26 protein-coding genes are annotated in these 21,855 nt (G+C 65.4%); 15 read left to right on the plus strand and 11 right to left on the minus strand.

Annotation, left to right across the window (positions count from 1 at the left end):
- Window positions 1-529: 529 nt before the first annotated feature.
- The 4 genes from ABIC25_RS21000 to ABIC25_RS21015 form a co-directional block, all read right to left on the minus strand.
- A complete protein-coding gene (locus ABIC25_RS21000; protein WP_354562998.1) occupies window positions 530-1,423 on the minus strand; it encodes an SGNH/GDSL hydrolase family protein in 894 nt (297 codons plus the stop codon).
- Window positions 1,424-1,578: 155 nt separating this feature from the next.
- Entirely contained in the window at window positions 1,579-1,959 is a 381-nt protein-coding gene (locus ABIC25_RS21005; protein ID WP_354562999.1) for an SRPBCC family protein, read from the minus strand.
- A 314-nt stretch (window positions 1,960-2,273) separates the two neighbouring features.
- Window positions 2,274-3,179, minus strand: coding sequence for an RNA polymerase sigma-70 factor (locus ABIC25_RS21010; protein ID WP_354563001.1), 906 nt, complete (start codon window positions 3,177-3,179; stop codon window positions 2,274-2,276).
- Between the two features lie 29 nt (window positions 3,180-3,208).
- Window positions 3,209-4,423 carry an NAD(P)/FAD-dependent oxidoreductase gene (locus ABIC25_RS21015; RefSeq protein WP_354563002.1) on the minus strand — a complete coding sequence of 405 codons (1,215 nt, stop codon included), beginning with the start codon at window positions 4,421-4,423 and terminating at the stop codon, window positions 3,209-3,211.
- A gap of 184 nt (window positions 4,424-4,607) precedes the next feature.
- Here ABIC25_RS21015 and ABIC25_RS24975 point away from each other — a divergent pair, with 184 nt between their 5' ends.
- The 3 genes from ABIC25_RS24975 to ABIC25_RS21025 all read left to right on the plus strand — a co-directional run bounded on the left by ABIC25_RS24975 (window position 4,608) and on the right by ABIC25_RS21025 (window position 6,531).
- On the plus strand, window positions 4,608-4,910 hold the full coding sequence (locus ABIC25_RS24975; RefSeq protein ID WP_502916476.1) for a DUF3500 domain-containing protein: 303 nt from the start codon (window positions 4,608-4,610) through the stop codon (window positions 4,908-4,910).
- Window positions 4,903-5,397 carry a DUF3500 domain-containing protein gene (locus ABIC25_RS24980; RefSeq protein WP_435529118.1) on the plus strand — a complete coding sequence of 165 codons (495 nt, stop codon included), beginning with the start codon at window positions 4,903-4,905 and terminating at the stop codon, window positions 5,395-5,397. Before ABIC25_RS24975 ends, ABIC25_RS24980 begins: the two co-directional genes overlap by 8 nt.
- A 114-nt stretch (window positions 5,398-5,511) precedes the next feature.
- The gene (locus ABIC25_RS21025) at window positions 5,512-6,531 is read left to right on the plus strand and encodes an IS481 family transposase (protein WP_354563004.1); all 1,020 of its coding nucleotides are present in this window, start codon (window positions 5,512-5,514) and stop codon (window positions 6,529-6,531) included.
- A gap of 55 nt (window positions 6,532-6,586) precedes the next feature.
- Here ABIC25_RS21025 and ABIC25_RS21030 read toward each other — a convergent pair whose 3' ends face one another.
- Window positions 6,587-7,423, minus strand: coding sequence for a DUF4436 family protein (locus tag ABIC25_RS21030; RefSeq protein WP_004018654.1), 837 nt, complete (start codon window positions 7,421-7,423; stop codon window positions 6,587-6,589).
- 239 nt (window positions 7,424-7,662) lie between these two features.
- Here ABIC25_RS21030 and ABIC25_RS21035 point away from each other — a divergent pair, with 239 nt between their 5' ends.
- Window positions 7,663-7,965: a hypothetical protein gene (locus ABIC25_RS21035; RefSeq protein ID WP_354563005.1), complete on the plus strand. Its 303-nt coding sequence runs from the start codon at window positions 7,663-7,665 to the stop codon at window positions 7,963-7,965.
- A 212-nt stretch (window positions 7,966-8,177) separates the two neighbouring features.
- On the opposite strand, the gene ABIC25_RS21040 is transcribed toward ABIC25_RS21035, so the two are convergent.
- The gene (locus tag ABIC25_RS21040; RefSeq protein ID WP_354563006.1) at window positions 8,178-8,621 is read right to left on the minus strand and encodes a DUF1801 domain-containing protein; all 444 of its coding nucleotides are present in this window, start codon (window positions 8,619-8,621) and stop codon (window positions 8,178-8,180) included.
- Window positions 8,622-8,801: 180 nt separating this feature from the next.
- Here ABIC25_RS21040 and ABIC25_RS21045 point away from each other — a divergent pair, with 180 nt between their 5' ends.
- Both ABIC25_RS21045 and ABIC25_RS21050 read left to right on the plus strand, forming a co-directional pair.
- Window positions 8,802-9,281, plus strand: coding sequence for a DoxX family protein (locus ABIC25_RS21045; protein WP_354563008.1), 480 nt, complete (start codon window positions 8,802-8,804; stop codon window positions 9,279-9,281).
- Window positions 9,282-9,458: 177 nt separating this feature from the next.
- On the plus strand, window positions 9,459-9,899 hold the full coding sequence (locus ABIC25_RS21050) for an SRPBCC family protein (RefSeq protein ID WP_354563010.1): 441 nt from the start codon (window positions 9,459-9,461) through the stop codon (window positions 9,897-9,899).
- 63 nt (window positions 9,900-9,962) lie between these two features.
- Here the strand turns inward: ABIC25_RS21050 and ABIC25_RS21055 are convergent, their stop codons facing one another.
- Entirely contained in the window at window positions 9,963-10,850 is an 888-nt protein-coding gene (locus ABIC25_RS21055) for a DUF5996 family protein (protein ID WP_354563011.1), read from the minus strand.
- A 193-nt stretch (window positions 10,851-11,043) separates the two neighbouring features.
- Between ABIC25_RS21055 and ABIC25_RS21060 the strand changes: the two genes are divergently transcribed.
- Window positions 11,044-11,391 carry a hypothetical protein gene (locus ABIC25_RS21060; RefSeq protein ID WP_143708041.1) on the plus strand — a complete coding sequence of 116 codons (348 nt, stop codon included), beginning with the start codon at window positions 11,044-11,046 and terminating at the stop codon, window positions 11,389-11,391.
- 72 nt (window positions 11,392-11,463) lie between these two features.
- On the opposite strand, the gene ABIC25_RS21065 is transcribed toward ABIC25_RS21060, so the two are convergent.
- Complete coding sequence (locus ABIC25_RS21065; protein ID WP_354563012.1) at window positions 11,464-12,030, minus strand: TetR/AcrR family transcriptional regulator; 567 nt, start codon at window positions 12,028-12,030, stop codon at window positions 11,464-11,466.
- 181 nt (window positions 12,031-12,211) lie between these two features.
- Here ABIC25_RS21065 and ABIC25_RS21070 point away from each other — a divergent pair, with 181 nt between their 5' ends.
- The 3 genes from ABIC25_RS21070 (at window position 12,212) to ABIC25_RS21080 (ending at window position 14,689) form a co-directional block, all read left to right on the plus strand.
- The gene (locus tag ABIC25_RS21070; protein WP_354563014.1) at window positions 12,212-13,072 is read left to right on the plus strand and encodes an SDR family NAD(P)-dependent oxidoreductase; all 861 of its coding nucleotides are present in this window, start codon (window positions 12,212-12,214) and stop codon (window positions 13,070-13,072) included.
- A gap of 138 nt (window positions 13,073-13,210) precedes the next feature.
- Window positions 13,211-14,050 carry a PE-PPE domain-containing protein gene (locus tag ABIC25_RS21075; protein WP_354563016.1) on the plus strand — a complete coding sequence of 280 codons (840 nt, stop codon included), beginning with the start codon at window positions 13,211-13,213 and terminating at the stop codon, window positions 14,048-14,050.
- A 105-nt stretch (window positions 14,051-14,155) separates the two neighbouring features.
- Window positions 14,156-14,689 (plus strand): hypothetical protein, encoded by a 534-nt coding sequence (locus tag ABIC25_RS21080; RefSeq protein WP_354563017.1) that lies wholly within the window; start codon window positions 14,156-14,158, stop codon window positions 14,687-14,689.
- A gap of 128 nt (window positions 14,690-14,817) precedes the next feature.
- Here ABIC25_RS21080 and ABIC25_RS21085 read toward each other — a convergent pair whose 3' ends face one another.
- Window positions 14,818-15,267: a GNAT family N-acetyltransferase gene (locus ABIC25_RS21085; protein WP_239399042.1), complete on the minus strand. Its 450-nt coding sequence runs from the start codon at window positions 15,265-15,267 to the stop codon at window positions 14,818-14,820.
- Window positions 15,268-15,435: 168 nt separating this feature from the next.
- On the opposite strand from ABIC25_RS21085, the gene ABIC25_RS21090 reads away from it, so the two are divergent.
- Window positions 15,436-15,729, plus strand: coding sequence for a hypothetical protein (locus ABIC25_RS21090; protein ID WP_101822705.1), 294 nt, complete (start codon window positions 15,436-15,438; stop codon window positions 15,727-15,729).
- 15 nt (window positions 15,730-15,744) lie between these two features.
- On the opposite strand, the gene ABIC25_RS21095 is transcribed toward ABIC25_RS21090, so the two are convergent.
- A complete protein-coding gene (locus ABIC25_RS21095) occupies window positions 15,745-16,260 on the minus strand; it encodes a MarR family winged helix-turn-helix transcriptional regulator (RefSeq protein ID WP_239399045.1) in 516 nt (171 codons plus the stop codon).
- 42 nt (window positions 16,261-16,302) lie between these two features.
- Here ABIC25_RS21095 and ABIC25_RS21100 point away from each other — a divergent pair, with 42 nt between their 5' ends.
- On the plus strand, window positions 16,303-18,444 hold the full coding sequence (locus ABIC25_RS21100) for an MMPL family transporter (protein WP_435529117.1): 2,142 nt from the start codon (window positions 16,303-16,305) through the stop codon (window positions 18,442-18,444).
- 78 nt (window positions 18,445-18,522) lie between these two features.
- Here the strand turns inward: ABIC25_RS21100 and ABIC25_RS21105 are convergent, their stop codons facing one another.
- Window positions 18,523-19,695, minus strand: a complete 1,173-nt coding sequence (locus tag ABIC25_RS21105; RefSeq protein WP_354563020.1) for an acetyl-CoA C-acyltransferase — start codon at window positions 19,693-19,695, stop codon at window positions 18,523-18,525.
- 124 nt (window positions 19,696-19,819) lie between these two features.
- Between ABIC25_RS21105 and ABIC25_RS21110 the strand changes: the two genes are divergently transcribed.
- The 3 genes from ABIC25_RS21110 (at window position 19,820) to ABIC25_RS21120 (ending at window position 21,762) form a co-directional block, all read left to right on the plus strand.
- Entirely contained in the window at window positions 19,820-20,323 is a 504-nt protein-coding gene (locus ABIC25_RS21110; protein ID WP_354563021.1) for a winged helix-turn-helix transcriptional regulator, read from the plus strand.
- On the plus strand, window positions 20,320-20,826 hold the full coding sequence (locus tag ABIC25_RS21115; protein WP_004018672.1) for a putative immunity protein: 507 nt from the start codon (window positions 20,320-20,322) through the stop codon (window positions 20,824-20,826). Before ABIC25_RS21110 ends, ABIC25_RS21115 begins: the two co-directional genes overlap by 4 nt.
- Before the next feature lie 189 nt (window positions 20,827-21,015).
- The gene (locus ABIC25_RS21120; RefSeq protein ID WP_004018673.1) at window positions 21,016-21,762 is read left to right on the plus strand and encodes an MBL fold metallo-hydrolase; all 747 of its coding nucleotides are present in this window, start codon (window positions 21,016-21,018) and stop codon (window positions 21,760-21,762) included.
- The last annotated feature ends 93 nt before the right edge of the window (window positions 21,763-21,855 follow it).

Here is a 21,855-nt window from a genome sequence, read left to right on the forward strand (position 1 = left end):
ACGGCCGACACCACGACGAGCATCCTCAATAACGCGCCACGGTGGTCCCATCCTCATGGCAACACGGCGGTCCCATAGCCGTGGCAAATGACAACTCGGTAATCGCAGCCCTTGCAGCGATCTGAGGATGAGTCGTCGGCACCAGCCGGCGTGAGCCGCAGCGGCGAACCGATCGCGTCACAATCTCTCAAGGCCCCTGGGCGACCGACAGCTCCGAGAAGTGCAATTCCGCGATCTGGGCCGGTTACTCGGGTGTTGTGTCTCCCCTACCGGTTGGGTCTCGGATGAATATCCCCTGCCGTGACTACCGCTCCTACGCCGACGCGCTGTCAGACATCGACAACTGGCCCGGCTGGCACTACTGGCCGTAGGTGTATCGCAGGTTGGCGTTGATCAGGGTGCCGATACGTTGGTAGAGGTGACGCAGTTGGCGATCATCCGGTGCGGGCTGGTCGGTGAGCAGCGTCCACCGCAGATCGGTCGGTATTGAAGGCAGCGATGATCGCCTTGACTCGCAGCGGTCAGGTCCTCAGCGCAGCGCGGCCACGACCTGATCGGCCATCGCCTGCTGGCCACGAACGTTGGCGTGCATCGCCGGGAAGCTGACGGCTCCCAACGTCGGCTCCACCCATCGCCGATCGCCCGCGCAGGCATCGTGACCGGCGGAGACCTTGGTCATGTCGACAAAGGTCGCGTGAGTGGTCGCGGCGGCTCGGCGCATGGCGTCGTTGAGGGCCGCAAAGGCCCGGTGCAGATATGCGGTGTCTCCGGGTGCCGTGAGCAGCGACGCTGAGCAGAGCACACTCCCGGCGGCCGGGAAGATCTGCGGATACCCGACGAGCATGACGCGGGCGCGCGGCGCGGCGCGGTCGATGTCACGCAAAGCGTTCACCAGGGCGGGGTAGGTCGAGGAATTGATCTTGTCCACCAACGAGGTACCGAACTCATCGCGGCACGGGGCGGCCGACAACGGCGCGGACATCCAGGCCTGCTGGCAGGCCGAGGTCGAGTCGTTGAACAGACCGTTGTTGTTCGCGCCGATCGTCAGAGTGACCAAACGGGTGGCCGGTCCCACCGCGTTGATCTGCGGTCCCTGCCATCGGTATTGCGATTGGGTCAGGTGCTCGGTCGTCGCACCCGCGCAACTGACGTCGGTGACCGGGGTCCCGCGTCGCTTGGCGACCAGGCTGGAGTAGTTGACCAGCGAGTTCGAACAGAAGGTTGCCGCCCGCGTCGCCTGAGGGAACACTGCTGCGCCCGCGCTGTAGCTGTCACCGAGATTCACGTACGGGTACCCGTCCGCTGCATGAGCCCCGCCGGCCTGGGCGAGTCCGCCGACGAGGGCGACGGCGGTGGCCACCGCGGCCACCACGGTTCGGATGCCGAGGCGTCGGCGAGGGCTGCGGCCGTACGACATAGGCATTCGATAGCTCCGGATCATGGTGCTCGAGTTACTCAAGTTACTGATGGTGCTTATGATACTAACACTATCGGGTCGACGAACCCGCCTCGTCTGCGCGTGGTCAGAGCGCGGCGACCAACAGTGCCGGGAAGAGCAGTGATCACCGACCGGAAACGTCAGTCCCCCAGTCCTGAAGCGATTCGTTCGATCCGCGGCAATGCGATTGCCAGTACCGGCAGGTAGGCCACCGCCCAGGCCGGCGCGCCTAAGCTGAGAACGCAGCCACCCGCCACCGGGATCACCTCGTGCCGTGTCGCGTTCACGCCGGCCACCTTCCAGGCCCACGACCGTCCATCGACGAACTCGGTGATCTCAAAGGGCAGGGGCACCCCCGCGATGGTCGTGATCGTGCCGCGTGTCCCCGACGCCAACTCGACGTCACCATCCACACGTGCGCCGACGACCGTGGGCCCCCATGACGGCCAGGCCTGCACATCGGTGATCGTGGCCCACACCGCCTCCGGGGGCAGGTTCGTTCGCAAGTCGGTGGTGGGCATGCCACGCCGCAACCCAGCTCGAACTCTCAGCGCCGACCGCAGCGGGGTGTGAGTCACCGAACGTCCGACCCCTCGGAGAGGCACTCCCAGGTCCGCTCATCGGCTCGTGGCATTCCCACCCATCCCGGTTGATCCGGAATACCGTGGCCGAACGCGTTTCGCATCATCGACCCATCGTCGCAGAAGGATCCCGGCCCGGCACCCATGGACCTGATCCCGCGACAGCACACCATCGGTGGATACAGCAGTCGAGCCCACCGTGGTCCAGCTTTGTCGAACCGTGCAGGTGGGAATGGACATGACCCGGCCAGACCTCACCGTGCGATGGTTCGCGGCTCCTCGACCCCAGCGAGCTTGTCCGGATTGCGCATTGCGTAGATCTGTTCGATCACGCCGTCGACAATGTGGAACGTGAAGACGCCCTGCAGTTTTCCGTCGAAGTACACGATCATGCCCGGTTCGTGATTGAGCAGGGCCACCTCGGCACGATAGTCGTCGATCGTCGTCCCCAACCGTGCGAAGCCGGCGAGCAGGCGTGCCACCGGCAACGAGCCCTGGATGGGCCGCTTCACCGCCGTGGCCTTTCCGTCGCTGTCGGCGGTGAACACGACGTCGGGTGAGAGCAGCGCGATGAGCGACTCGATCTGACCCGACTGCGCGGCGTCGAGGAACTCCTCGACAACCGCTCTGGCCCGTTGCGCGTCGACCGGGTCGAAACGGGGCCGCCGTGACTCGACATGCGACCGGGCGCGGTGCGCGATCTGGCGCACCGTGGCCGGAGGTTTCGAGACCATCGACCCGATCTCGGTGTAGGAGAAGCCGAAGACCTCGCGCAGCACGAACACCGCACGCTCGTCGGGACTCAGCGACTCCAGCACCACCAGCATCGCCGTGGACACCGACTCGGCGAGTACGACGTCGTCGGCGAGGTCACGATCGTCGAGCAGGATCGGCTCCGGAAGCCACGGGCCGACGTACTCCTCACGACGCCGCGAGCGAGACCGCAGCGCATTGAGCGCCTGGCGTGTGACGATCTTCGCGAGGTAGGCCTTCGGATCGACAACATCGGCGTCATCGACCTCCGCCCACCTCAGGTAGCTCTCCTGCAGGACGTCGTCCGCGTCGGCCGCGGACCCGACGATCTCGTACGCGACGGTGAACAGCAGCGGCCGGAGGTCGGCGAACCGAGCTGCGCGACGGTCGGATTCGCCGTGTGCCATGGACACCCCCTTCTCCGTCCGTTCGCTGGTCATCGCCCTGCCGGTTCAGGCTCGACGGCTGTTGCCTTCGCGCCGCTGAACCAGCTGAACCTACCGGGTCGCGCGGCCTCACGCCGGATGTTCGCCACGGTCTGGCGGCAGACCAACTCCTTGGTCAAGGCCGCGAGGCGACCTGTCACCACGGCACGCGTCGGTGCATCGTCACGGCGCGTGAACTGCAGAGTGGCCGCGTGTCGGCCGATGCTGGCGCACTGCGCGACGAAGCCCTGGTCGACGAGGTTCGGCTGCTCACCGGCGATCCTCGCAAGCACCGCGTCGGCGGCCTGAGCGCCCAGCGGCTCGGCGGCCTGGCAGCTCATCCGCAACGAGATCCCCTCGACCGCAACCGCATCACCGGCGCCGACCACCCGATCGTCGTCGATGCTGCCCAGCGTTACGCCGGCGCGGAGACGGCCGATCTCGTCGGTCGCCAGGCCGCTGGCGGCTGCGAGTTCCGGAGCCTCGAAGCCGGTGGCGAGAATCGTTGCCGCGCTCGGAAGTACGGTGTGTTCGCCGTTGAGGTCGACAGTGACGGTCCGCTCCCCTATCTCGACCGCGCGTCCCTGATCCACGACATCGACACCGAGTCGGTGCAGCTGCTTCTCCGTGGCGCGCCGGGCCCGGCCGCCCACCGAGGTCGCGATCCCTCCGCCGCCCACCAGCCGGACGTCGTGTCCGCTCTCGGCGAGTTCTGCTGCGACTTCGATCCCGGTGAGCCCCCCACCGATGACAGTGACCGTCTCGTGCGCCCCCAGACCCCCGACGCGTTCCCGGATGCGTTGTGCACTCGCCCAATCGGCGATGAACAGAGCATGTTCCGCTGCTCCTGCGATGTCCGGGGTGCGGTGCCGGCTCCCGATCGCGTAGATCAGGTAGTCGTAGTCGAGGTGTGCGCCCGACGCCAGATGAACCCGACGCCCGCCGGTGTCGATGAGCGTGGCGGTGTCGACGACAACGCGAATGTCGTCGGCCAGCATGTCGTCGAGTCCGACCTGGGGATCACCTGTTCCCGAGGCGAACTGGTGAAGCCGGATGCGCTGCACGAAGAACGGTTGCGGGTTCACGATCGTGACGGCAACGGAGGGGTTGCGCCGAAGCCTGTTGGCCGCCATCGCGCCGGCGTAGCCCGCGCCGAGGACGACCACGCGTGGCCGTTGCGGGTCGACCCGCTCGTCGTCGATCCGTGTGATGCCGGTGGTGTTCATGATCCTGCCTTTCGTCGATGTTCGAAGTGCTCTCACCCCCAAGACACCGACGGCATCGGGAATGTGACAGCCGTCGACCGCGACATCGACATCTGCGTCGTCTGCGGCCACCACCCAGGACGCGGCCGCGACCGCTGCGACGATCACGTCGTCCGTTCAAGCGGCTCAGGCGTTCCTGACCACCCTGACCGACGAACAGCGTGAGCAGGTCACCTACGACTACGACGACGAAACCAAGACGACGTCATGGTCGAACTTTCCGGTCACCCTCGTCGACCGCGCGGGCGTGAATCTCGCCGATCTGAGCGAACAGCGGACCGCCGCACTGAGAGTTCTCGATGCACTGCTCAGCGACGAGGGGTACGCCACAGTCACCGGAATCATGGGTGGCGACGAGTACCTTCACGAGAAGAGCAGTTCGACAGAGGACTCCCTCGGGCAGTACTACATCGCCTTCTTCGGCGACCCATCTGACTCGAGTGCTTGAAAGATTCAGTTCGGCGGGCACTGACTCGAGTGCCTGGGAGATTCAGTTCGGCGGGCACCACCTCGGCATCAACGCCACCCTCGACGGTTCGATCGACGAAATCATCTTCGCCCCGACACATCTGGGGATCCAACCCGCGGTGTACACCGCTGGCGACGGCACCGAGGTTCAACAGATCGCGGCATCTCTCGACGAGACCTACGTCAATTGGTCCGGAGCCACCACCTACGACATGACCCAGGGTGACGGAATCTACTTCCAGATCTCCGGCCCCGATGTATACATCGAGTTCGCCGCGCAGCAAGGTTCGGCCGGCGCCGATGTCGACGGTGTCACGACGTCGGGCTGGGGACACGTCCACACGATCTACCGTGACCCGATTGGCGACTACGCCGGCAGCGTCACCCAGCAGGCCGCCACCGGAATGGGTTCGGGCGGTCCCGGCGGCGGCCAGCCTCCCGTCGGTGCAGGACCTACCAGGGGCTAGCTGTACTGACCCGGGACGTTAGGTACGGGGTTCGGCGAGCCTGCGTGACATAGGGAAGACCTCCGAGTGAGGTGTGGAGCTGTCTAGGAACCGCTCCTCATCCCGGAGGTCTTCATGTCTCACCGTAATTCACCGTTGTCCCCAACTGGTCGGCTGCGTCTGGCTCGGTGTGTTGTCGAGGACGGGTGGCCGCTACGGCGTGCGGCTGACCGTTTCAACGTTTCGGTCACGACGGCCAAGCGGTGGGCCGACCGCTACCGCAACCTGGGGCCGGCAGGGATGGTGGACCGATCGAGCCGGCCGCGGTCGTGTCCGCATCGCACCAGTCGCCGCCGGGAACGCCGGGTGGTCGGGTTACGCGTGTCGCGTCGCTGGGGACCAGCCCGGATCGGGTTCCACCTGGGGTTGAACGTGTCCACGGTGCACCGCATCCTCACCCGCTACCAGTGTGTGCGGTTGTCGTGGACCGACCCGGCCACCGGAGCGCCGGTGCGTGCACGACGACGTGAGGTTCGCCGGTATGAACGCGACGCTGCCGGGGACTTGATCCACGTCGACATCAAGAAGCTGGGCCGCATCCCCGACGGTGGTGGGCATCGCGTACACGGCCGCGCCCAGGGCACCCGCAACTCCAGTGCTCATCGCGATGCTTCGCGTCCGCGCACCGTGCATGGCCGTCCCAACCTGGGATACGCCTACCTGCACCACGCCGTCGATGATCACTCCCGGTACGCCTATTCGGAGATCCTGGCTGATGAGAAGAAGGAAACCGCGACCGCGTTCATGGCGCGGGCGGTGGCTCACTTCGCCTCGATCGGTGTTCCCACGGTACGGGTGATGACCGACAACGGGTCGTGTTACCGGTCGAGAATGTTTCGGGAGTTGTTGGCAGGCAACGGGATCAAACACAAATGGACGCGACCGTACCGGCCGCAAACCAACGGCAAGGTCGAACGATTCAACCGCACACTGCAAGAGGAGTGGGCCTACGCCCGCCCCTACAGCAGCGAGTCCGAACGCGTGGCCGCCTTTGACGAGTTCCTGCGCATCTACAATCACGAACGCGGCCACACCGCACTCAGGGGCAACTCACCCGCCGACCGCGTACCCAACCTGGCGGATCAGTACAGCTAGCCCGAGCCGCCGGAATCCGGATCGACATCGGCCCGATGATTCGGGTGGTTCCTGCTCACGGAGCCTGCTTCCACCATGCGATGACATACAGCGCGAGCGATGCGACGAGACCGCCGAGGACCCAGAGCACCACCGAGTAGTCGACCCACGACCCGAACGGAGGCGATCCGGGAAAGATGTTGCGCAGCGGGAGCACGGCGAACAGCATCACCGCGAACCAGGTGACCATCGGGGGTTGAAATGCCTTGCGACGCCGCACGGTTTGAATGGAGACGAAGAGAGTGCAGATCGGTAAGACGACCAGCATCACGCACAACGCGAGATCGAACGTCAGGGATCCGGCCGTCCTCGACGACGTGATCGTGAACGCCTGCCCACCGGCGTAGTCGCTGTCGGCCGCTCCGACGTGCCAGCCGATCAGTGAGTCGGTGACAGCGACCTCCGTCGGCAATTCCACGTCACCCGGGCCGTACGCCTGGACGGTGACCGAATCCGACACGTAGCTGTCGAATGGCCACAGTCGGATGTCACCATCGCTGTACATCGTCACCGGGAGGGTGCCCGGCCGCGTACCCGCAGAGAACTTGAGTTCGGTCGACGAGGTCAGCGGTGAGACGTCGATCGTCACATCCTCGTCGAGGTCACCACGCGCATCGAGCAGATCGTCCCCGGCATAGACCGTGATGTGACCGCCGATTTCGAAGGCGCCACCGTTCACGGCGTCGACGTCGACGTACACGAGTACCCCGTTCGCCGCGGGTTTCCGTGTGTCCGAATCATCGCCGGAATCGCCGGCGGCATAGACCGCCAGAACGGCGACGTACAGAATCAACAGACCGACAACGATCGCCAGACCCTTGACCCACGCCTTGTGCTCACCGGCTTGCGCCATCCGCCAGCCTCCACGATCGTCGTCGTTCGGCGGCCGCGGATCAGGCGCCGGTTGGCGGTGAGTGTATCGGCAACTCTCAGGAGCCGACGATCGATCCGGAAACGTCCGCCGTGGTGGCGTCGAGATGCTGCGATTCTGTGCCCATGTGTCCCATGCCGACCAGATCACGCCCACCGTGGGTCCCGGCCGACCGATACTGATCCCGTCCAGATCACCTTCACCGAACGCGAGGAGAACCGATGTCGATCAGCGAGCCCGCGGGCGGCCGCGGCACATTCTTCGGCGACCCGATATCGATCGATGAGCGCACCACGATGATCCCCGTGTCGCGCAGCGGGTTCCGCGGTCGACCGGTTGCGATCGGCGCCTATACGGTGACCGATGGCGCGACGACCTGGACCCCGGCAGTCGACGGCGGCCAGGTAGCCCTCATCGGGGTGATCACCGGCCTCGTCGCAGCAGCACTGGGATCGGCCGCGGTCCTGCGGCAACCGCCTTGGCCTCGCATGACCATCGAAAAAGGCCATCGCCCCGGCCACTGATCACCGACGAGCTTCGTTCGACACGAGTTCGACTTCGGCGCACCGACGTTCGACCACCACGTCATCCGCCCGCGAAAACCGTGCGGCCCCTTGCCCAGATCCGCCACAGCAGCCAGATCGTGAACCCGTTCGTCAGCACGAAGCCGACGAAAGGTATCGACGAACCTATTTCGGGTCCGTGTCATCTGCTCACCCGCAAGTCGGTGTACGCCTCAACCTTCGTGGGTTGCACGCGTCTCCGCCAGAGATCGCTCGAGAAGCGTTCGCAACACCGCACGATCCACGTCGTCGAGGCGGGTCAGATGCAGGCACGACTTTCCTACACGATTCTTTCCGAGCGTCTCGACGAGATCTGGCCACCGGGTCGCGAAATCGCTCACCAGGTAGATGGTGTGATTCTTGGGCCCTGTTGCGAAGGCGAGTTCGGGTGCCCGGCCGCAGTGTCCGCTGGCGTACCGGTACTCGTATTCGCCGAAGCCGACCATCCGGCCGGCCCACACCACGGGCTCCCTCCCGGTGACCTCCGACAACAACGAGAGCAGTTCGTCGGCCTCACCTCGACGCGGACCAACCGCCCGGTCGAGTGCTTCCCCGATCGGTACCGCCGACGGACTCATCGTCGGCGCTGCGCCTCGGTTGCGCTTGTTGTCGTTCACGGCAATCACTTCCAGTTCGATCGTCAGCGAGTCGATTGTCCATCACTCCCTCCGTCGGAGCGACCTCCCCGGTGAATCGACGATTCGCCCGGCATCATCCCGGCGGACCACGACTGCAGCCTCTGTGATGTGAGTCGCTACCAAGATCGTAAAGCGGCACGACCGTGCAATAGTTAGGCAATGCTTGCCTTAACTGAGAGCGCCGGTCCGTGGTTGATCGGCGTCTATCGCATGGTCATCGGTTTCCTTTTCTTCTGTCATGGGACGACAACGCTGTGGGCGTGGCCGATCGAACCGTACGGTGGCGCGACTGCGGAATTCGGCGCTTGGCCATCCTGGTGGGCCGCCGCGATCCAAGTGGTCGGCGGTTTGCTGATCATGATCGGCGTGGGAACCCGGGTTGCCGCCTTCGTCAGCGCGGGAAGCATGGCAGTCGCATATTTCTGGAAGCACCAGGGCGATGGCCTGCTGCCGGTTCAAAACGACGGCGAGTCCTCGGCGCTCTTCTGCTGGGCGCTCCTGATCCTGGTCGTGATCGGGCCCGGAAAGCTGGCTGTGCAGCCTGTGCTCGATCGTCTACGCGGTCGAGCGACACCCGCGAACACGACTGGCTCGGGCACTGTTCCACAGGCACCCGAGCCATCCATGGCTCAGCACTGAGACGCGGACCCGACAGCTACGGCCTGCAACGGTCTCGGTGTGACCGCTTGCGCACCTCCGCGGCTGCAAGTGCCGATGAGTTCTGACCATCCCGAGGGTCTGCCTCGGTGCGGACAATGTCGTCCGCACCGAGGCACCGATGTCCGCGGACGTCGACGACCAGAAGGAAGGTTCACGATGACCGACACCACCGGGGCTACCCTCACCTACACTTTCGCCGCTTCACCCGACGCCGTCTTCGACGCGTGGACGACACCTGAGCCCTTTGCGACCTGGTTCGGAGGCGGAGCGAACGAGGTGCCCGTCGACTCGGTCACGCTCGACGCCCGCCCCGGAGGCACCTGGACGGCAACGATGATCGTCAGCGACGACATGCCCGAATTCCACTGGCGCGGCGAGTACATCGAGGTTCATCGACCGACCAGGCTCGTCCTGACGATGACCGACGAACCCGGGGACGCGCGTGAACGCCTCACCGCCGACTTTCTCGCCGTCGACGCCGGCACCGAGGTCCGATTCGGTCAGACGGGCGGGAACCTCACGGACGAGCAGTACGAGTACGCCGCCGCCGGATGGCGCGCGGCGTTCGAGACGCTGGACGCATTGTTGGGCGAGTAACCGGGCGCCGTCAGGACTCGGTCGACGACGCCGAGGTCCGAGCAACTCCGGGACCGGTCGCGCTCACTCCCAGCCGGCGGTCTCGGCCGCCGCCTGGTGGGTTTGGCGAAGGAATTTCAGCACCACGGCGTCCGGATCCGGCGCTTGGCGAACGAGGTGATACGGCAGGACGTACTCCCCCAGCGCGGCATCCCAGTGCGCCGGGGCCTCCACCGCAGGGTGGGTGTCGTATCCCTCGGGATGCGGATACGCGTAGGCGTAAAAGGCACCTTCTTCGGCGCCTCCCGGCCAGTATCCCGCGCTCGACACCTCGTCGCTGTAGGCCTCGTGCATGACCCAGTCGGGACAGTTCGGAACCCCGCCGGGATGCTGCGGCGCGCTCCGCCCCGAAAAACGAGTGACCGCCAGATCGAAAGCGCCCCAGAAGAAATGCACAGGCGACGACTTACCTCTGAACTCACCACGGAACGTCGACAACACCCGCTGAGCGCTGACGAGCGACCACCAGAACCTCGTCATGGCTTGCGGGTCGTAGGACGAGTGGACTGTGTCCTCTGCGAACGGGGTGGCGTCAGGCAGTTCGACGGGGGTCCCGACGATGTCGATGTCGAAACCGAGGTCGGTCAGGTGGCCGGTGTATTCGGCGTAGAAGTCGGCCACCGTCCGCGGTTCGAGCTTCATCCGACGAGTGGTTCCGTCGGTGACCAGGAAGATCAACTCGTGGTCCACGAAATCGAAGCGGATCTCGAGCCCGCGAGTTCCGACGGCCATCAGCGAGGTGGTGAGTCCACGCCCGTCGACATACAGCGGTACGCCCCACCAGTGATTGATCTCGGGACCGAGAGCGAGACGCGTCTTACCGACGATCTGGGTCCACAACTGCACCGTGTCCCTGGTGTCGCTCCACGAATCAACCGGTAGCGCGGGCCAGGCCTCGTATTGGGTTTCCATGACTCCATGATCCCGAACGCGTCAACTCGACGAGCGCTCCGCAAGACGCGGCGGGATCGGTGATCGTCCTCCTCGGTCCGCCGACGTCGCCTCATGCCTGTGGAGACCCGGCGCGTGTCGATCGTCAAACCCCATACCCTGTCGACATCGAAGCGCCCGTCAACTCGGTGCGCTACACCGTGAGGAGGACAAGGTGCCGCGCATAACCCTTGGTGCGATTCTCGTTCTGGTCGCGATCGGAAGCACGATGATCGTCGCCCTGCTCGGGGCACCCGACTGGTTGATCGTCGTCGTACTCACCGGACTCTGCGTGTCCGCCCTTGTGCTTCCCACGGCGATCCGAGAATTCAGGCCGGATCCGCAGCGCGCTGCCGACCGGCCAGATTTCGAGGATTCCGAGAGTCCCCGTCCGACTCCGGCGCACCAACGCCGGAGTGTCCAGGGTTCCGATTCGTCCTCGAGTTGGTTCGGCTTCGACGGCGGGTGGTCGGGTGACGGCGGTTCCGACTCAGCGGGCGGCAGCTCGAGTGGCGGCGAGTGACTGACGGTGAGTCAGATTCAGCACGACGTCGAGTTCGCTGATGGCCGGTGAGGTGTCGGGGACCGAAGTACTTCAGCGAGGGTGCTGGATCGCCTCGACCAACTGCCGGCAGTGACGGGTGACCTCGGCGGCGGTCAGGTCATGATGCTCTGTCCACCAGTCGATCACCGCGGACACGACGCTGAACCAGCATGCGAGCAACAGCGAATGTGTCTCTGACGACATCGGACCAGCCCGCACCGACAGGACCTCGGCCACCCCTTGCGAACCCAGGGCGTTGAGCGCCTGCTGGTAGTGGCGCGTTCGGTCATGTGCGGCACTCGGCTTGGGCGGGGTGAAATCGTAGAGCACCCGCCATTTCTCGGTACCGCCGTCGAGCGCCTCGACGATCGCTGTCAATGTCGCCAGAGCGCGCAGGTGGGCCCCCTGCACCTGTTGCGCAGCGGTCACCGCCTCGACGAGTTGCTCCCCCGCCCGCTGAACGCACGCCGCGTGCAGACCATCGCGCGACCCGAAGTAGGTGTAGATCAACGGCTTCGAGATACCTGCCGTCGCCGCTATGTCGACCAGGGAGGCGTTTGCGTAACCGCGTTCGGCGAACTCCGCCGTCGCGACATCGATGATCTGTTGCTCCCGCACCGCACGGGGCACACCTTTTGTTCCCGCGAGCGTCAATCACTTCTCCTCCCGTGACGTAACGATGAGCTGCCGCACCCTCGTTGACTTGAGAGTAAATTACCGTAGAGTCAACGCCGCTGTCACGTCGTCGGCATGGGTGCGCGATGGTCGACTCGGCACCGTGAACAGAGAAGGAGATCCGATGAGCAGGATCGGCACCGAGCTGCAAGCGGTTCTCGGCAGGAGCGTCGGGATGGCGCTACAACGCCGCACCCTGCTACCCCGCGTGGTTTCCGAGGCGATCGCCGGTGACGGGCGCGATGTCCAGGGGCTGACGGTGGTGGTGACCGGCGCATCGGCAGGGATCGGGCGGGAATCGGTGCGGCAGCTCACCGCCCGCGGCGCGCACGTGATAGCCGTCGCACGACGCCGACAGGAACTGATCGAACTGTCCGAGGAGACAGGTTGTGACCACACACTCTGCGACCTCTCCGACGAGGTGTCGACCGCGGCGTTGATCGACGAACTTCGCAGTGAACCGATCGACGTGCTGGTCAACAACGCAGGCCATTCGATCCGTCGGACGATCCTCGACTCCACCGACCGGCTCCACGACTACCAGCGCACCATGCGTCTCAACTACCTCGCCCCCGTTCAACTGTCGCTCGGCCTGTTGCCGGACATGGTCGACCGTCGGTCAGGACATATCGTCAACGTGTGCACGTGGGGCATCATGGCGAACACCTTTCCCAGGTTCTCTGCATACGCCGCGTCGAAGAGTGCGCTGGCCATCTTCGGCCGTAGCCTCAACGCAGAGAATCCCCATCCACAGATTCGGGCCACGAACGTCTACTTCCCCCTCGTGCGAACCGAGATGATCGCTCCCACAGCCGCTTACGACAACACCCCGGCACTCACCGTCGAGGAAGCCGGGCGGTGGATCGTCCGCGCGATCACCCATCGTCCGACCTCGGTGGCGCCGGCAGCTGTACGCACGCTGCTGCCTGTCATCGACTATCTCGCACCGACGGCCGCCGACAGGGCGATTGCATCGCTCACCTGACGGCCCGTCGTCAACGGTTCACGGGTGCTCCACGTAGCGGAGATTCGTTCACATACGGACCGCCGTCCCTATTTCTGATCGTCCTGCGGCCATTTATCCATGTGATAGACAGTGTCGAGACCGTGAGGCGGCGAATCGATGACGAAGCGATATCTGCGGACCATTCTAGTGCTCATTCTGGCGGCCGGGATCGGACAATGGTCACCGGTCGCCGGTGCAGTCCCGGATCCGGGCGGCGCGACCGTCCTGACGCTCGACCCTGCATTCCGTTCCCTGCCGATGAATTGGCTGCGCGGCGAGTTGTTCGCATCACCGAATCGCGTCGTGAAGGTGCCCTATAACAACTTCCCCGGCGCGACGAACACCCACCGCGGGCGGGACAAGCTCAACGAGATGCTGCACGAGATCCCGGGCCGGAAGATCGTAGTGGGTCACAGTCAGGGTGCGCAGGTTCAAGACGATTGGCTGCGCACCTATGGGCCCACGAGCGACATCGACCCCGCCACAGTGATGTTCGTACTCACCGGTGATCTCGAATCCAAATACAACGGATGCGCCAATCAAGGCGGCTGCCGAGCAGACTATGGCGGAAACAACTTTCCCGACAACACCCGATACACCGTCAAGATCGTTGCGAGGCAGTACGACTACTGGGCCGACGCACCCAACCGCGATCTGATGACCGACGCCGCTCGTCGAAACCACAGCGCGTCGAATTCTGTTGGTGGACAGGGCGAAGGCCGTCCCGTGCATAACGACTACAGCATGATCGGACTCCACGATCCGGCCAACAAGACCTTCGTCGAGGGCAACGCCACGTACATCCTCGGGTCTCCGGCCACCTACTATCTGCCGATGGTCACCCAGATGTGGACCACTGCAGCCCGCAAGGCGACCGAGGACGCCCGACTCCGCCCAGAGGTCGAGAAGGCCTACGACCGGCCGATGGGGGCGCCACCGGCAGCCTCGGGTACCTGAACCGCTCCTCGTGTCGCGAGAATCAGGCGGAAACCGAGCTCGAAACAGACGCCGACATCTACCATCAGGTGCACCAACCGGACGATGTGGTGAAAGAGGACCGGCATGAAAAAGACTCTGAATTCTCTGTCAGAGAGCGAATATCTCCTCGTCCGGGAGACCAAGAAGTCGCAGATGGCCGGGCTCGACGAGGACGGTTTGATCGACCTCCACTCCCGCATCCGGCGCGCTCGGAACAAACACGTCACCTTGTACCGACGAGCTGGGGCCGAGAAGGTCAAGGCCAAAGGCGGGCGCGGGAGCGCCAAGGCAGCGAATGTCCGGAACGCCGCCAAAGCGGAGGTGTTCGAGGACGCCCTGAGCCGGGTGAGTAGGCGATTGGCCCGGGTTTCCCGCGACGCGGCCCTCGAGCTGAAGGCCGAGCGATTGGCACGCGCACGGACCGAGAACCCGGAACCATCCACGGACGGCGGCAAGCCCCGCAAGAACAAGAACGACAGCAAGGGCAAGGTCGCCTCGTCGGGACGAATCCGTACCGACGACACCCGCGACTCGCCAGGCCGCAAGAAGTACGAGGCGTCGACCATCGCGGCCGGCGCACGCCGCCAGACCAAGAAGGACCGCCGACACGACTCCTGACCCCGGCGGCAAACGTCGGCCCGGCCCGTCGCAGCGCTCAGCGAGGACCGATTCGCGACCCATGTGCCCGCGGACGGACGCAGTCTCGACCAGATGGTCGAACACATCGGAAACAGCGCGCAGTGTCGCTATGGAACCGCGCGGCGGCGCAGGTGTAGAAGCGGGAACGGCCGGCCATCCGAGTCGACCGGCGAACGCCCCACCTGGTCGAAACCTCTGCGCCGATAGAATTCCACGGCACCCGGATTCTGCTCGTTGACGTCGAGCTCGTCGATGCCCACGCGTTCCACCGCATGATCGAGCAGCACCGTGCCGATGCCCCGGCCGTGGGCGGCAGAATCGACGAACAGCATCTCGAGCCGGTTGTCGGCTGTCCCGCTGAAGCCGACGATGACTCCACCGACCTCAGCGACGACCAATTCCACCGCGGGGAAGAAATCCCGCGCGAGTCGACTGGCAAAGCCGTCGATGTCAGCGGGAGTCAGAAAGTGGTGCGTTGCCTCGACCGCAGAGCGCCACACGGCCACCAGTCGGTCCGTGTCCGCGCCGTCGGCCTGTCGGAGCCTCACCTCAGCCATACGTCATCAAGGGGGATCTCGGTCCACGGGTCGGTGAATGCACGCCCGGCACAGTAGTAGGCACGGGTCCCGATGGACAAGGGTATTTCGATCTCGCACAAACCCCGGCGTCGACGTCCCCGGCGGATATCGTGATCACGACACATCCGCAGGGACAAGGGGTATCACGTGCTCGAGATCCATGGTCTGTCGAATGAAACGGTCGTGCTCGACGGGGAGTGGTTCGAGAAGCTCCGGGGCGGCACCTCCAAGACACGGTTGCCGGCGGCGTCGTTCGTATCTGCCGAGGTCACGGAGACCGATCGGCGGAAAAAGTTGTTCGGCGGCGAACGGGAACAACTCCTCCAGGTGACCCTCACCTTCTCGCGTCCGCCGTTCGTCGGGCTGATGACATCGGCGGAGAACCGGGCGAAGGTCGACGCTCTCGTGGCCGGCCTCGAAGCCGCACGCGACGCGGGCTGAGTCCGGCCGCGCCCGTCATGGTGGTCCTGCGGTCCGATCCTGTTGCGCTCGAATCAGTTCGAGCAGCAACCGACGAAGTTGTGATTCCGACTCACCGATGGACGCGATCAGCGCCGGATCGGTTCGCTCTCGCTCGAGGAGTGCGTGATAGACCTCGGTCCCGGCCGGAGTCGAGCTCACGTGTTTACGCCGCTCGTCGTCGGGGTCGACCTGCCTGCGTACATAACCCATGCGTTCGAGTCGTTCGATGGTGCGGCTCGCCGTCTGATCCGTCACCCGCGCCTTCCTGGCGATCTCCCGCTGAGTGGCAGGCCCCGTACTCACCACATGCAGAACGACGAGTCCGGCGCTGGAGATGTCGTACTCCCGCAGTACCGCCTCCCACGCGTGTTCGACCATTCTCGCCGCCGCCGACAGCAGCCGACCCGTCGGCCAGCCGTCCATCCCGTCGTTCCCGTTGTTCACCGCGTCCTGCCGATTCTCTACGTCACACTCCACAGACTTGCAATTGTTCAGCCTGCTGAACATCATGGTGCTGTCCCGAGTCAGCCGCAACCAACGAACGGAAGCTCCGTGAACCCACCCACTCCTGCTCGACGAGTCAGTCGCTTGCGATGGATTCTGCCAGCCCTGTTGGTCATCGGATGGCTGGCCCTGGGCTCTGTCGGCGGACCCTTCGCCGGAAAACTCGGCGACGTGCAGGCGAACGACAACACCTCGTTCCTGCCCGCGTCCGCGGAGGCCACCGAGGTCTCCCGCCTCGAAGCCGATTTCGTGGACTCCTCGGAGATCCCCGCCGTGGTCGTCGCCGAGCGAACGAGCGGTATCACCGACGCCGACCTCGCATTCGTCTCCGATGCGGTGGCCACCGTCGCCGGTACCGACGGGATCTCTGAACGAACCTCCCCGCCGATCCGCTCGCAGGACGGTCAGGCGATCCAGATGATCGTGCCCGTCGACTCCTCGGGCGAGGTCTCGGAAAGCGTCGAGGCCCTGCGCACCGAACTCGCGAACGGCCCGCCCCAGGGGTTGTCGGTGTACGTGACCGGACCGGCGGGTACCGCGGGTGACCTCACCACCGCGTTCGGCGGCATCGACGGACTGCTGCTGCTGGTTGCCGGCGCGGTCGTCATCCTCATCCTCATCGTGGTGTATCGCAGTCCGATCCTTCCGTTCGTCGTGATCGTCTCCGCCGTCTTCGCGCTCGGGCTCGCGAGCCTCCTGGTCTACGTGCTCGCATCGAACGATGTGCTCACCCTCAACGGTCAGAGCCAGGGCATTCTTTTCATCCTGGTGTTCGGCGCAGCCACCGACTACGCCCTCCTACTGGTCTCTCGCTATCGCGAGGAGCTACGACTGACCGACGACAAATATGCCGCGATGAAGGCGGCGTGGCGCGCGACCCTCGAACCGGTCGCTGCCTCCGCCGGCACGGTGATCGCCGGTGTGCTGTGCCTCTTGCTCTCGGATCTCAACTCCAACCGTGGACTCGGCCCGGTTGCCGCCATCGGTATCGCGGCCTCCTTCCTGGCGTCGATGACGTTCCTGCCGGCCGCTCTGACACTGTTGGGGCGCACCGCCTTCTGGCCCAAGCGGCCCGTCGTCGACCCGGAGTCCGCACAGCGTGAGGACGGCAGCAACCATCGATTCTGGGGCGCCCTGGCCAACCGCATCGGACGACACCCCCGCCGCTTCTGGGTCGCCACGACGTTGTTGCTCGTCTTGTTCGCGCTGTTCCTCCCCCAGTTCAAGGCCGACGGGGTCGCACAGTCCGACACCTTCCTTCTGCCGGTGGAATCACAGGAGGGCCAGGAGGTTCTCTCCGCCCACTTCGACGCCGGAGATGGTTCGCCCGCGGTCATCATCGCCAACGGCGCATCGCTCCAGCAGGTTCAGAGCACGGCGACAGGCGTCGACGGCGTCGCCGAGGTCGTCCCGGTCACCGAACCAGGTGGCGCACCGAAGACGGTCGACGGACGGGTCGCGCTACAGGCAACCCTGACCGACCCGGCGGATTCGCTGGCCGCCGAGGAGACCATCGAGCGCCTTCGCGACGCGGTCGGGAATGTGAACGGCGCCGAGGCACTCGTCGGCGGACCGACAGCCGTCGACCTCGACACGAAGACGACCGCCATCCACGACCGGAATCTGATCATCCCGATTGTCAGCATCGTGGTGTTGCTCATCCTGTGCGCACTGCTCCGCGCGATCGTCGCGCCGATCCTCCTGATGGCCACCGTCATCTTGAGTTTCGCGGCGACACTGGGAATCTCGTCGATCGTGTTCAACCACATCCTCGGGTTCCCCGGTGCCGATCCGGTCGTACCGTTGTTCGCGTTCGTGTTCCTGGTGGCCCTGGGCATCGACTACAACATCTTCCTGATGACCCGTGTTCGCGAGGAGGCTCTCCAGATAGGTACGCGCCGAGGCGTTCTCCGCGGACTGACCGTGACCGGCGGAGTCATCACGTCCGCCGGCGTGGTCCTCGCCGCGACGTTCTCCGCCCTGGCGGTCATTCCGCTGATCTTCTTGGCGCAGATCGCGTTCATCGTCGCCTTCGGCGTCCTCCTCGATGCCCTGATCGTCCGGACGCTCCTGGTCCCGGCGCTCGTCTACGACATCGGCCGACCGGTGTGGTGGCCCAGTGCGCTGGCCAAGAAGGAGGACGTGCCGGAAGAGGAGGAACTCGTCGAGGCAGGCTCGACCGAGCGATAGAACACCTCCGATAACCAGGTCGAACGGTCCCGGCTTCCTTCGAAGCCGGGACCGTTCGCGCGTCGCATGCCTTCCGGGTCAGCCCAATCGTTCGTAGATGGTCGCGTTGGCGAGTCCACCTGCCTCACACATGGTCTGCAGGAGGTAGCGACCCCCGCGTTGTTCGAGGGCGTTGAGTCCGGTGGTCGCGAGGCGGGCACCACTGGCACCCAGCGGATGACCGAGCGCGATCGCACCACCGTTGACGTTGACCTTGTCGACGTCCACACCGAACTCCCGAGACCACGCCAGCACCACCGGCGCGAAGGCCTCGTTCACCTCGAACAGGTCTATGTCCTCGAAACGCAGTCCACTGCGCGACAGCGCCTTTCGGGTCGCCGGGATGATACCGGTTAGCATCAGCAGCGGATCGTCGCCGGCGACTGCGATGGTGTGTACCCGGGCGCGCGGGCGCACACCGAGTTCGGCGGCCTTCTCGTCGCTCATGAGCAGCACCGCCGAGGATCCGTCGCTGATCTGGCTCGCGCTCGCGGCGGTGATCTCCCAGCCGATCTCGGGGTATCGGCGTGCGATCGTCTCGTCGAAATAGGCGGGCTTCAACCGCGCCAGATCATCGAGACTGCCTCCGAGACGGATTCCCTCGTCCGACGTCAGGCCCGCAAGAACAGCCAGCTCGTCGTCGAAGAGTCCGTTTTTGGTCGCGGTGGCGGCCAGATCGTGTGACCGCAGCGAGAATTCGTCGATCTCTCGTCGCGAGATGTTCCATCGGGCTGCGATCAGTTCGGCCGAGATGCCCTGCCCGACGAGCCCCTCCGGGTAACGCTCCTCGAACGCCCGCCCGTTCAGATCGGCGGTGCCGGCCGCGGCCGAGCCCATCGGTATCCGGGACATGGATTCGACCCCCGCCGCGACCGCGACGTCGTAGGTGCCCGCGATGATGCCCTGCGCGGCGAAAGCGATGGCCTGTTGACCACTGCCGCACTGGCGGTCGACAGACACCCCCGGCACCGATTCGGGATAGCCCGCGGCGAGGAGCGCCCGCCGCGCGAGGTTGAAGCTCTGCTCCCCCATTTGGCTGACGACTCCGGTGATCACATCGTCCACGCGTCCGGGCTCAACACCCGAGCGGTCCACGATCGCGCGCAGGCTGTGCGCGAGGAGGTCGACAGGGTGGACGTCGTGCAAGGCGCCGGTGGGCTTGCCCTTCCCGATGGGCGTACGAACGGCGTCGACGATGACCGCTGATCTCATGACTGATCCTCCATCAGTGCGCGGGCCGGAACAGGCGCCGGCCCGGATACCGGCTGACTTTTGTCTGCCATAGTCAGGACTACGCTCTGACTATGGTTCTGTCAAGTCAGGGTAGAGTGGGGTCATGATGCACCTGAAGGGACCGCTCGCCGAGCGCGACAGCTGGGAGGCGAGCGACTGCTCGATCGCCAAGGCGATCGACCTGGTGGGGACCCGGTCCGCGATCCTCATCTTGCGCGAGGCCTTCTACGGCGCAACCCGGTTCGATCAGTTCAGTCGCCGTGTCGGGATCACCGACGCGGTCGCGTCGAGCCGCCTCCGAGAACTCACCGAGGCCGGGATCTTCACCAAGGTGCCCTACCGCGAAGCCGGTCAGCGGGAACGGTTCGAGTATCAGCTCACCGACAAGGGCCGCGACCTCTTTCCGGTGGTGATGTCGTTGATGCAGTGGGGTAACGACCATCTCCAACCCGGCGGTGCGCCACTCACCGTGACCGACACGGAGCAGGCCCCCGTTCGGGTCGGGGTCGTCCCCGAACACACTGCCCTGCTCTCACCCGAGGACGTCGAGGTGCGTGTCGCCCGGCGCACCCGCCCGGTCCCGCGCCGACCGGAGCGGTCGGAATGATCCTGCCCACGATCTTCGATCCTCGCCTGGTCACCATCCGTCGTGGCGGGACGCTGACCGACGCCGATCATCACTCCCTTGCGCTCTGGGCAGCGACATGCGCCGAGCACGTCCTCCCCCTGTTCGAGTCGGCCCGTCCCGAGGACGCGCGACCCCGCGAAGCCATTGCCGCCGTCCGCGCGTGGACCCGGGGCGAGCTGGCGATGATGGCGTCGCGGGCCGCCGGCGGACATGCCATGGGTGCCGCACGCGACCTGCGTGGTGCACCGCGCTTCGCCGCATACGCCGCCGGGCAGGCGGCGGTGACGGCCCACGTCGCATCGCACGATCTGGGCGCCGCGGCCTACGCGATCAAGGCGGTGCGAGCGGAGCACGGGACCGATGCGGGCAAGCTCGAATGCGCTTGGCAGCGTGAACAACTCCCGGACCGGCTGCGCGAGCTGGTACTCGACGACCAGCGTGCCCGGAATGACCTGTGCTGGTTGGCCTTCTCCGTCGACTGACACCGGTACCGATGTCCGCGATTGGCTTTCTGTGCGGCAACACTGATAGTGTCGTTATCACGCTCACGCGGTGCTGTAACCCGCATGTCGAGCCAGAGGCCGGGGTGATTACAGAAACCCCCGGTCTTGTCCAAACTTCCACGGTCGTGCCACGGTTTGCGGCTGCCCCCAGCGGGTATGCGCCCGAGCATGACCTTCCATCGCGACGTCGTACCAGGCATTCACTGGCTGGAACACGCGCACACGAATCAGTACATCGTCGAGGACCGAGACCGGCTGGTCCTCGTCGACTGCGGACTCCCCCGGTCGTATCAACCCCTCGTCCGGGCCATCCGCGAACTAGGCCGGGACACCGACGCCGTCTCCGATCTGATCATCACCCATGGCCACTTCGACCACGTGGGCACGGCGCGCCGTCTGGCGCGCGAATGGCGGATACCAGTCCACGTTCACCGTGACGATGCCTGGCTGGCATCGCACCCCTACCGTTATGCACATCAGAACGCCACCAGATTCGGAGTGCCCCTTCGTCATCCGCGGTCTCTGTCCCTACTCGGGCGGATGGCGGTGGCGGGCGCGTTCACAGTCCGCGGCGTCGATCACATGGACGTGACGAGCTTCGGCGACGCCGCGGTACTCCCCGGCGGCGCGCAGGTGATACCCACCCCGGGCCACACGTACGGCCATGTGTCACTTCACTTCCCGCTACGTGATGCGGTGATCGCCGGCGATGCCCTGGTGACTCTCGATCCCTACACCGCGGCTACCGGCCCCCGCATGATCGCCGGGTCCGCGACCGCCGACCTCGGTCGCAACCGAACGTCGCTCGATGCCCTGGCAGCGACGGAGGCGAAGTCCCTCCTTCCCGGTCATGGGGTGCCGTGGCATCACGGAGTGGACGTCGCGGTGGCCCGGGCGCGCGAGACCAGCGGCTGACCCCGCAGACAGACGTGAGGGCGGGCCGACGCGTGTCGCGTCGCCCCGCCCTCACGGCTTGGTGGCGTCCCCACCGATGATCGCCGGCGTGGC

The organism is Gordonia sp. PvP123, from assembly GCF_040547295.1.
In the GTDB taxonomy this organism is placed as follows: domain Bacteria; phylum Actinomycetota; class Actinomycetes; order Mycobacteriales; family Mycobacteriaceae; genus Gordonia; species Gordonia terrae.

Bases quoted from the DNA above. Each gene is read 5' to 3' on its own strand.
- ABIC25_RS21010 (WP_354563001.1), bottom strand. From the start codon at position 3,179: ATGGCACACGGCGAATCCGACCGTCGCGCAGCTCGGTTCGCCGACCTC.
- ABIC25_RS21050 (WP_354563010.1), top strand. From the start codon at position 9,459: ATGACCGACACCACCGGGGCTACCCTCACCTACACTTTCGCCGCTTCA.
- ABIC25_RS21120 (WP_004018673.1), top strand. From the start codon at position 21,016: ATGACCTTCCATCGCGACGTCGTACCAGGCATTCACTGGCTGGAACAC.
- ABIC25_RS21105 (WP_354563020.1), bottom strand. From the start codon at position 19,695: ATGAGATCAGCGGTCATCGTCGACGCCGTTCGTACGCCCATCGGGAAG.
- ABIC25_RS21085 (WP_239399042.1), bottom strand. From the start codon at position 15,267: ATGGCTGAGGTGAGGCTCCGACAGGCCGACGGCGCGGACACGGACCGA.
- ABIC25_RS21110 (WP_354563021.1), top strand. From the start codon at position 19,820: ATGATGCACCTGAAGGGACCGCTCGCCGAGCGCGACAGCTGGGAGGCG.
- ABIC25_RS21055 (WP_354563011.1), bottom strand. From the start codon at position 10,850: ATGGAAACCCAATACGAGGCCTGGCCCGCGCTACCGGTTGATTCGTGG.
- ABIC25_RS21025 (WP_354563004.1), top strand. From the start codon at position 5,512: ATGTCTCACCGTAATTCACCGTTGTCCCCAACTGGTCGGCTGCGTCTG.
- ABIC25_RS21075 (WP_354563016.1), top strand. From the start codon at position 13,211: ATGACGAAGCGATATCTGCGGACCATTCTAGTGCTCATTCTGGCGGCC.
- ABIC25_RS21080 (WP_354563017.1), top strand. From the start codon at position 14,156: ATGAAAAAGACTCTGAATTCTCTGTCAGAGAGCGAATATCTCCTCGTC.
- ABIC25_RS21035 (WP_354563005.1), top strand. From the start codon at position 7,663: ATGTCGATCAGCGAGCCCGCGGGCGGCCGCGGCACATTCTTCGGCGAC.
- ABIC25_RS21005 (WP_354562999.1), bottom strand. From the start codon at position 1,959: ATGCCCACCACCGACTTGCGAACGAACCTGCCCCCGGAGGCGGTGTGG.
- ABIC25_RS21000 (WP_354562998.1), bottom strand. From the start codon at position 1,423: ATGCCTATGTCGTACGGCCGCAGCCCTCGCCGACGCCTCGGCATCCGA.
- ABIC25_RS21030 (WP_004018654.1), bottom strand. From the start codon at position 7,423: ATGGCGCAAGCCGGTGAGCACAAGGCGTGGGTCAAGGGTCTGGCGATC.
- ABIC25_RS21015 (WP_354563002.1), bottom strand. From the start codon at position 4,423: ATGAACACCACCGGCATCACACGGATCGACGACGAGCGGGTCGACCCG.
- ABIC25_RS21070 (WP_354563014.1), top strand. From the start codon at position 12,212: ATGAGCAGGATCGGCACCGAGCTGCAAGCGGTTCTCGGCAGGAGCGTC.
- ABIC25_RS21095 (WP_239399045.1), bottom strand. From the start codon at position 16,260: ATGATGTTCAGCAGGCTGAACAATTGCAAGTCTGTGGAGTGTGACGTA.
- ABIC25_RS21115 (WP_004018672.1), top strand. From the start codon at position 20,320: ATGATCCTGCCCACGATCTTCGATCCTCGCCTGGTCACCATCCGTCGT.
- ABIC25_RS21045 (WP_354563008.1), top strand. From the start codon at position 8,802: ATGCTTGCCTTAACTGAGAGCGCCGGTCCGTGGTTGATCGGCGTCTAT.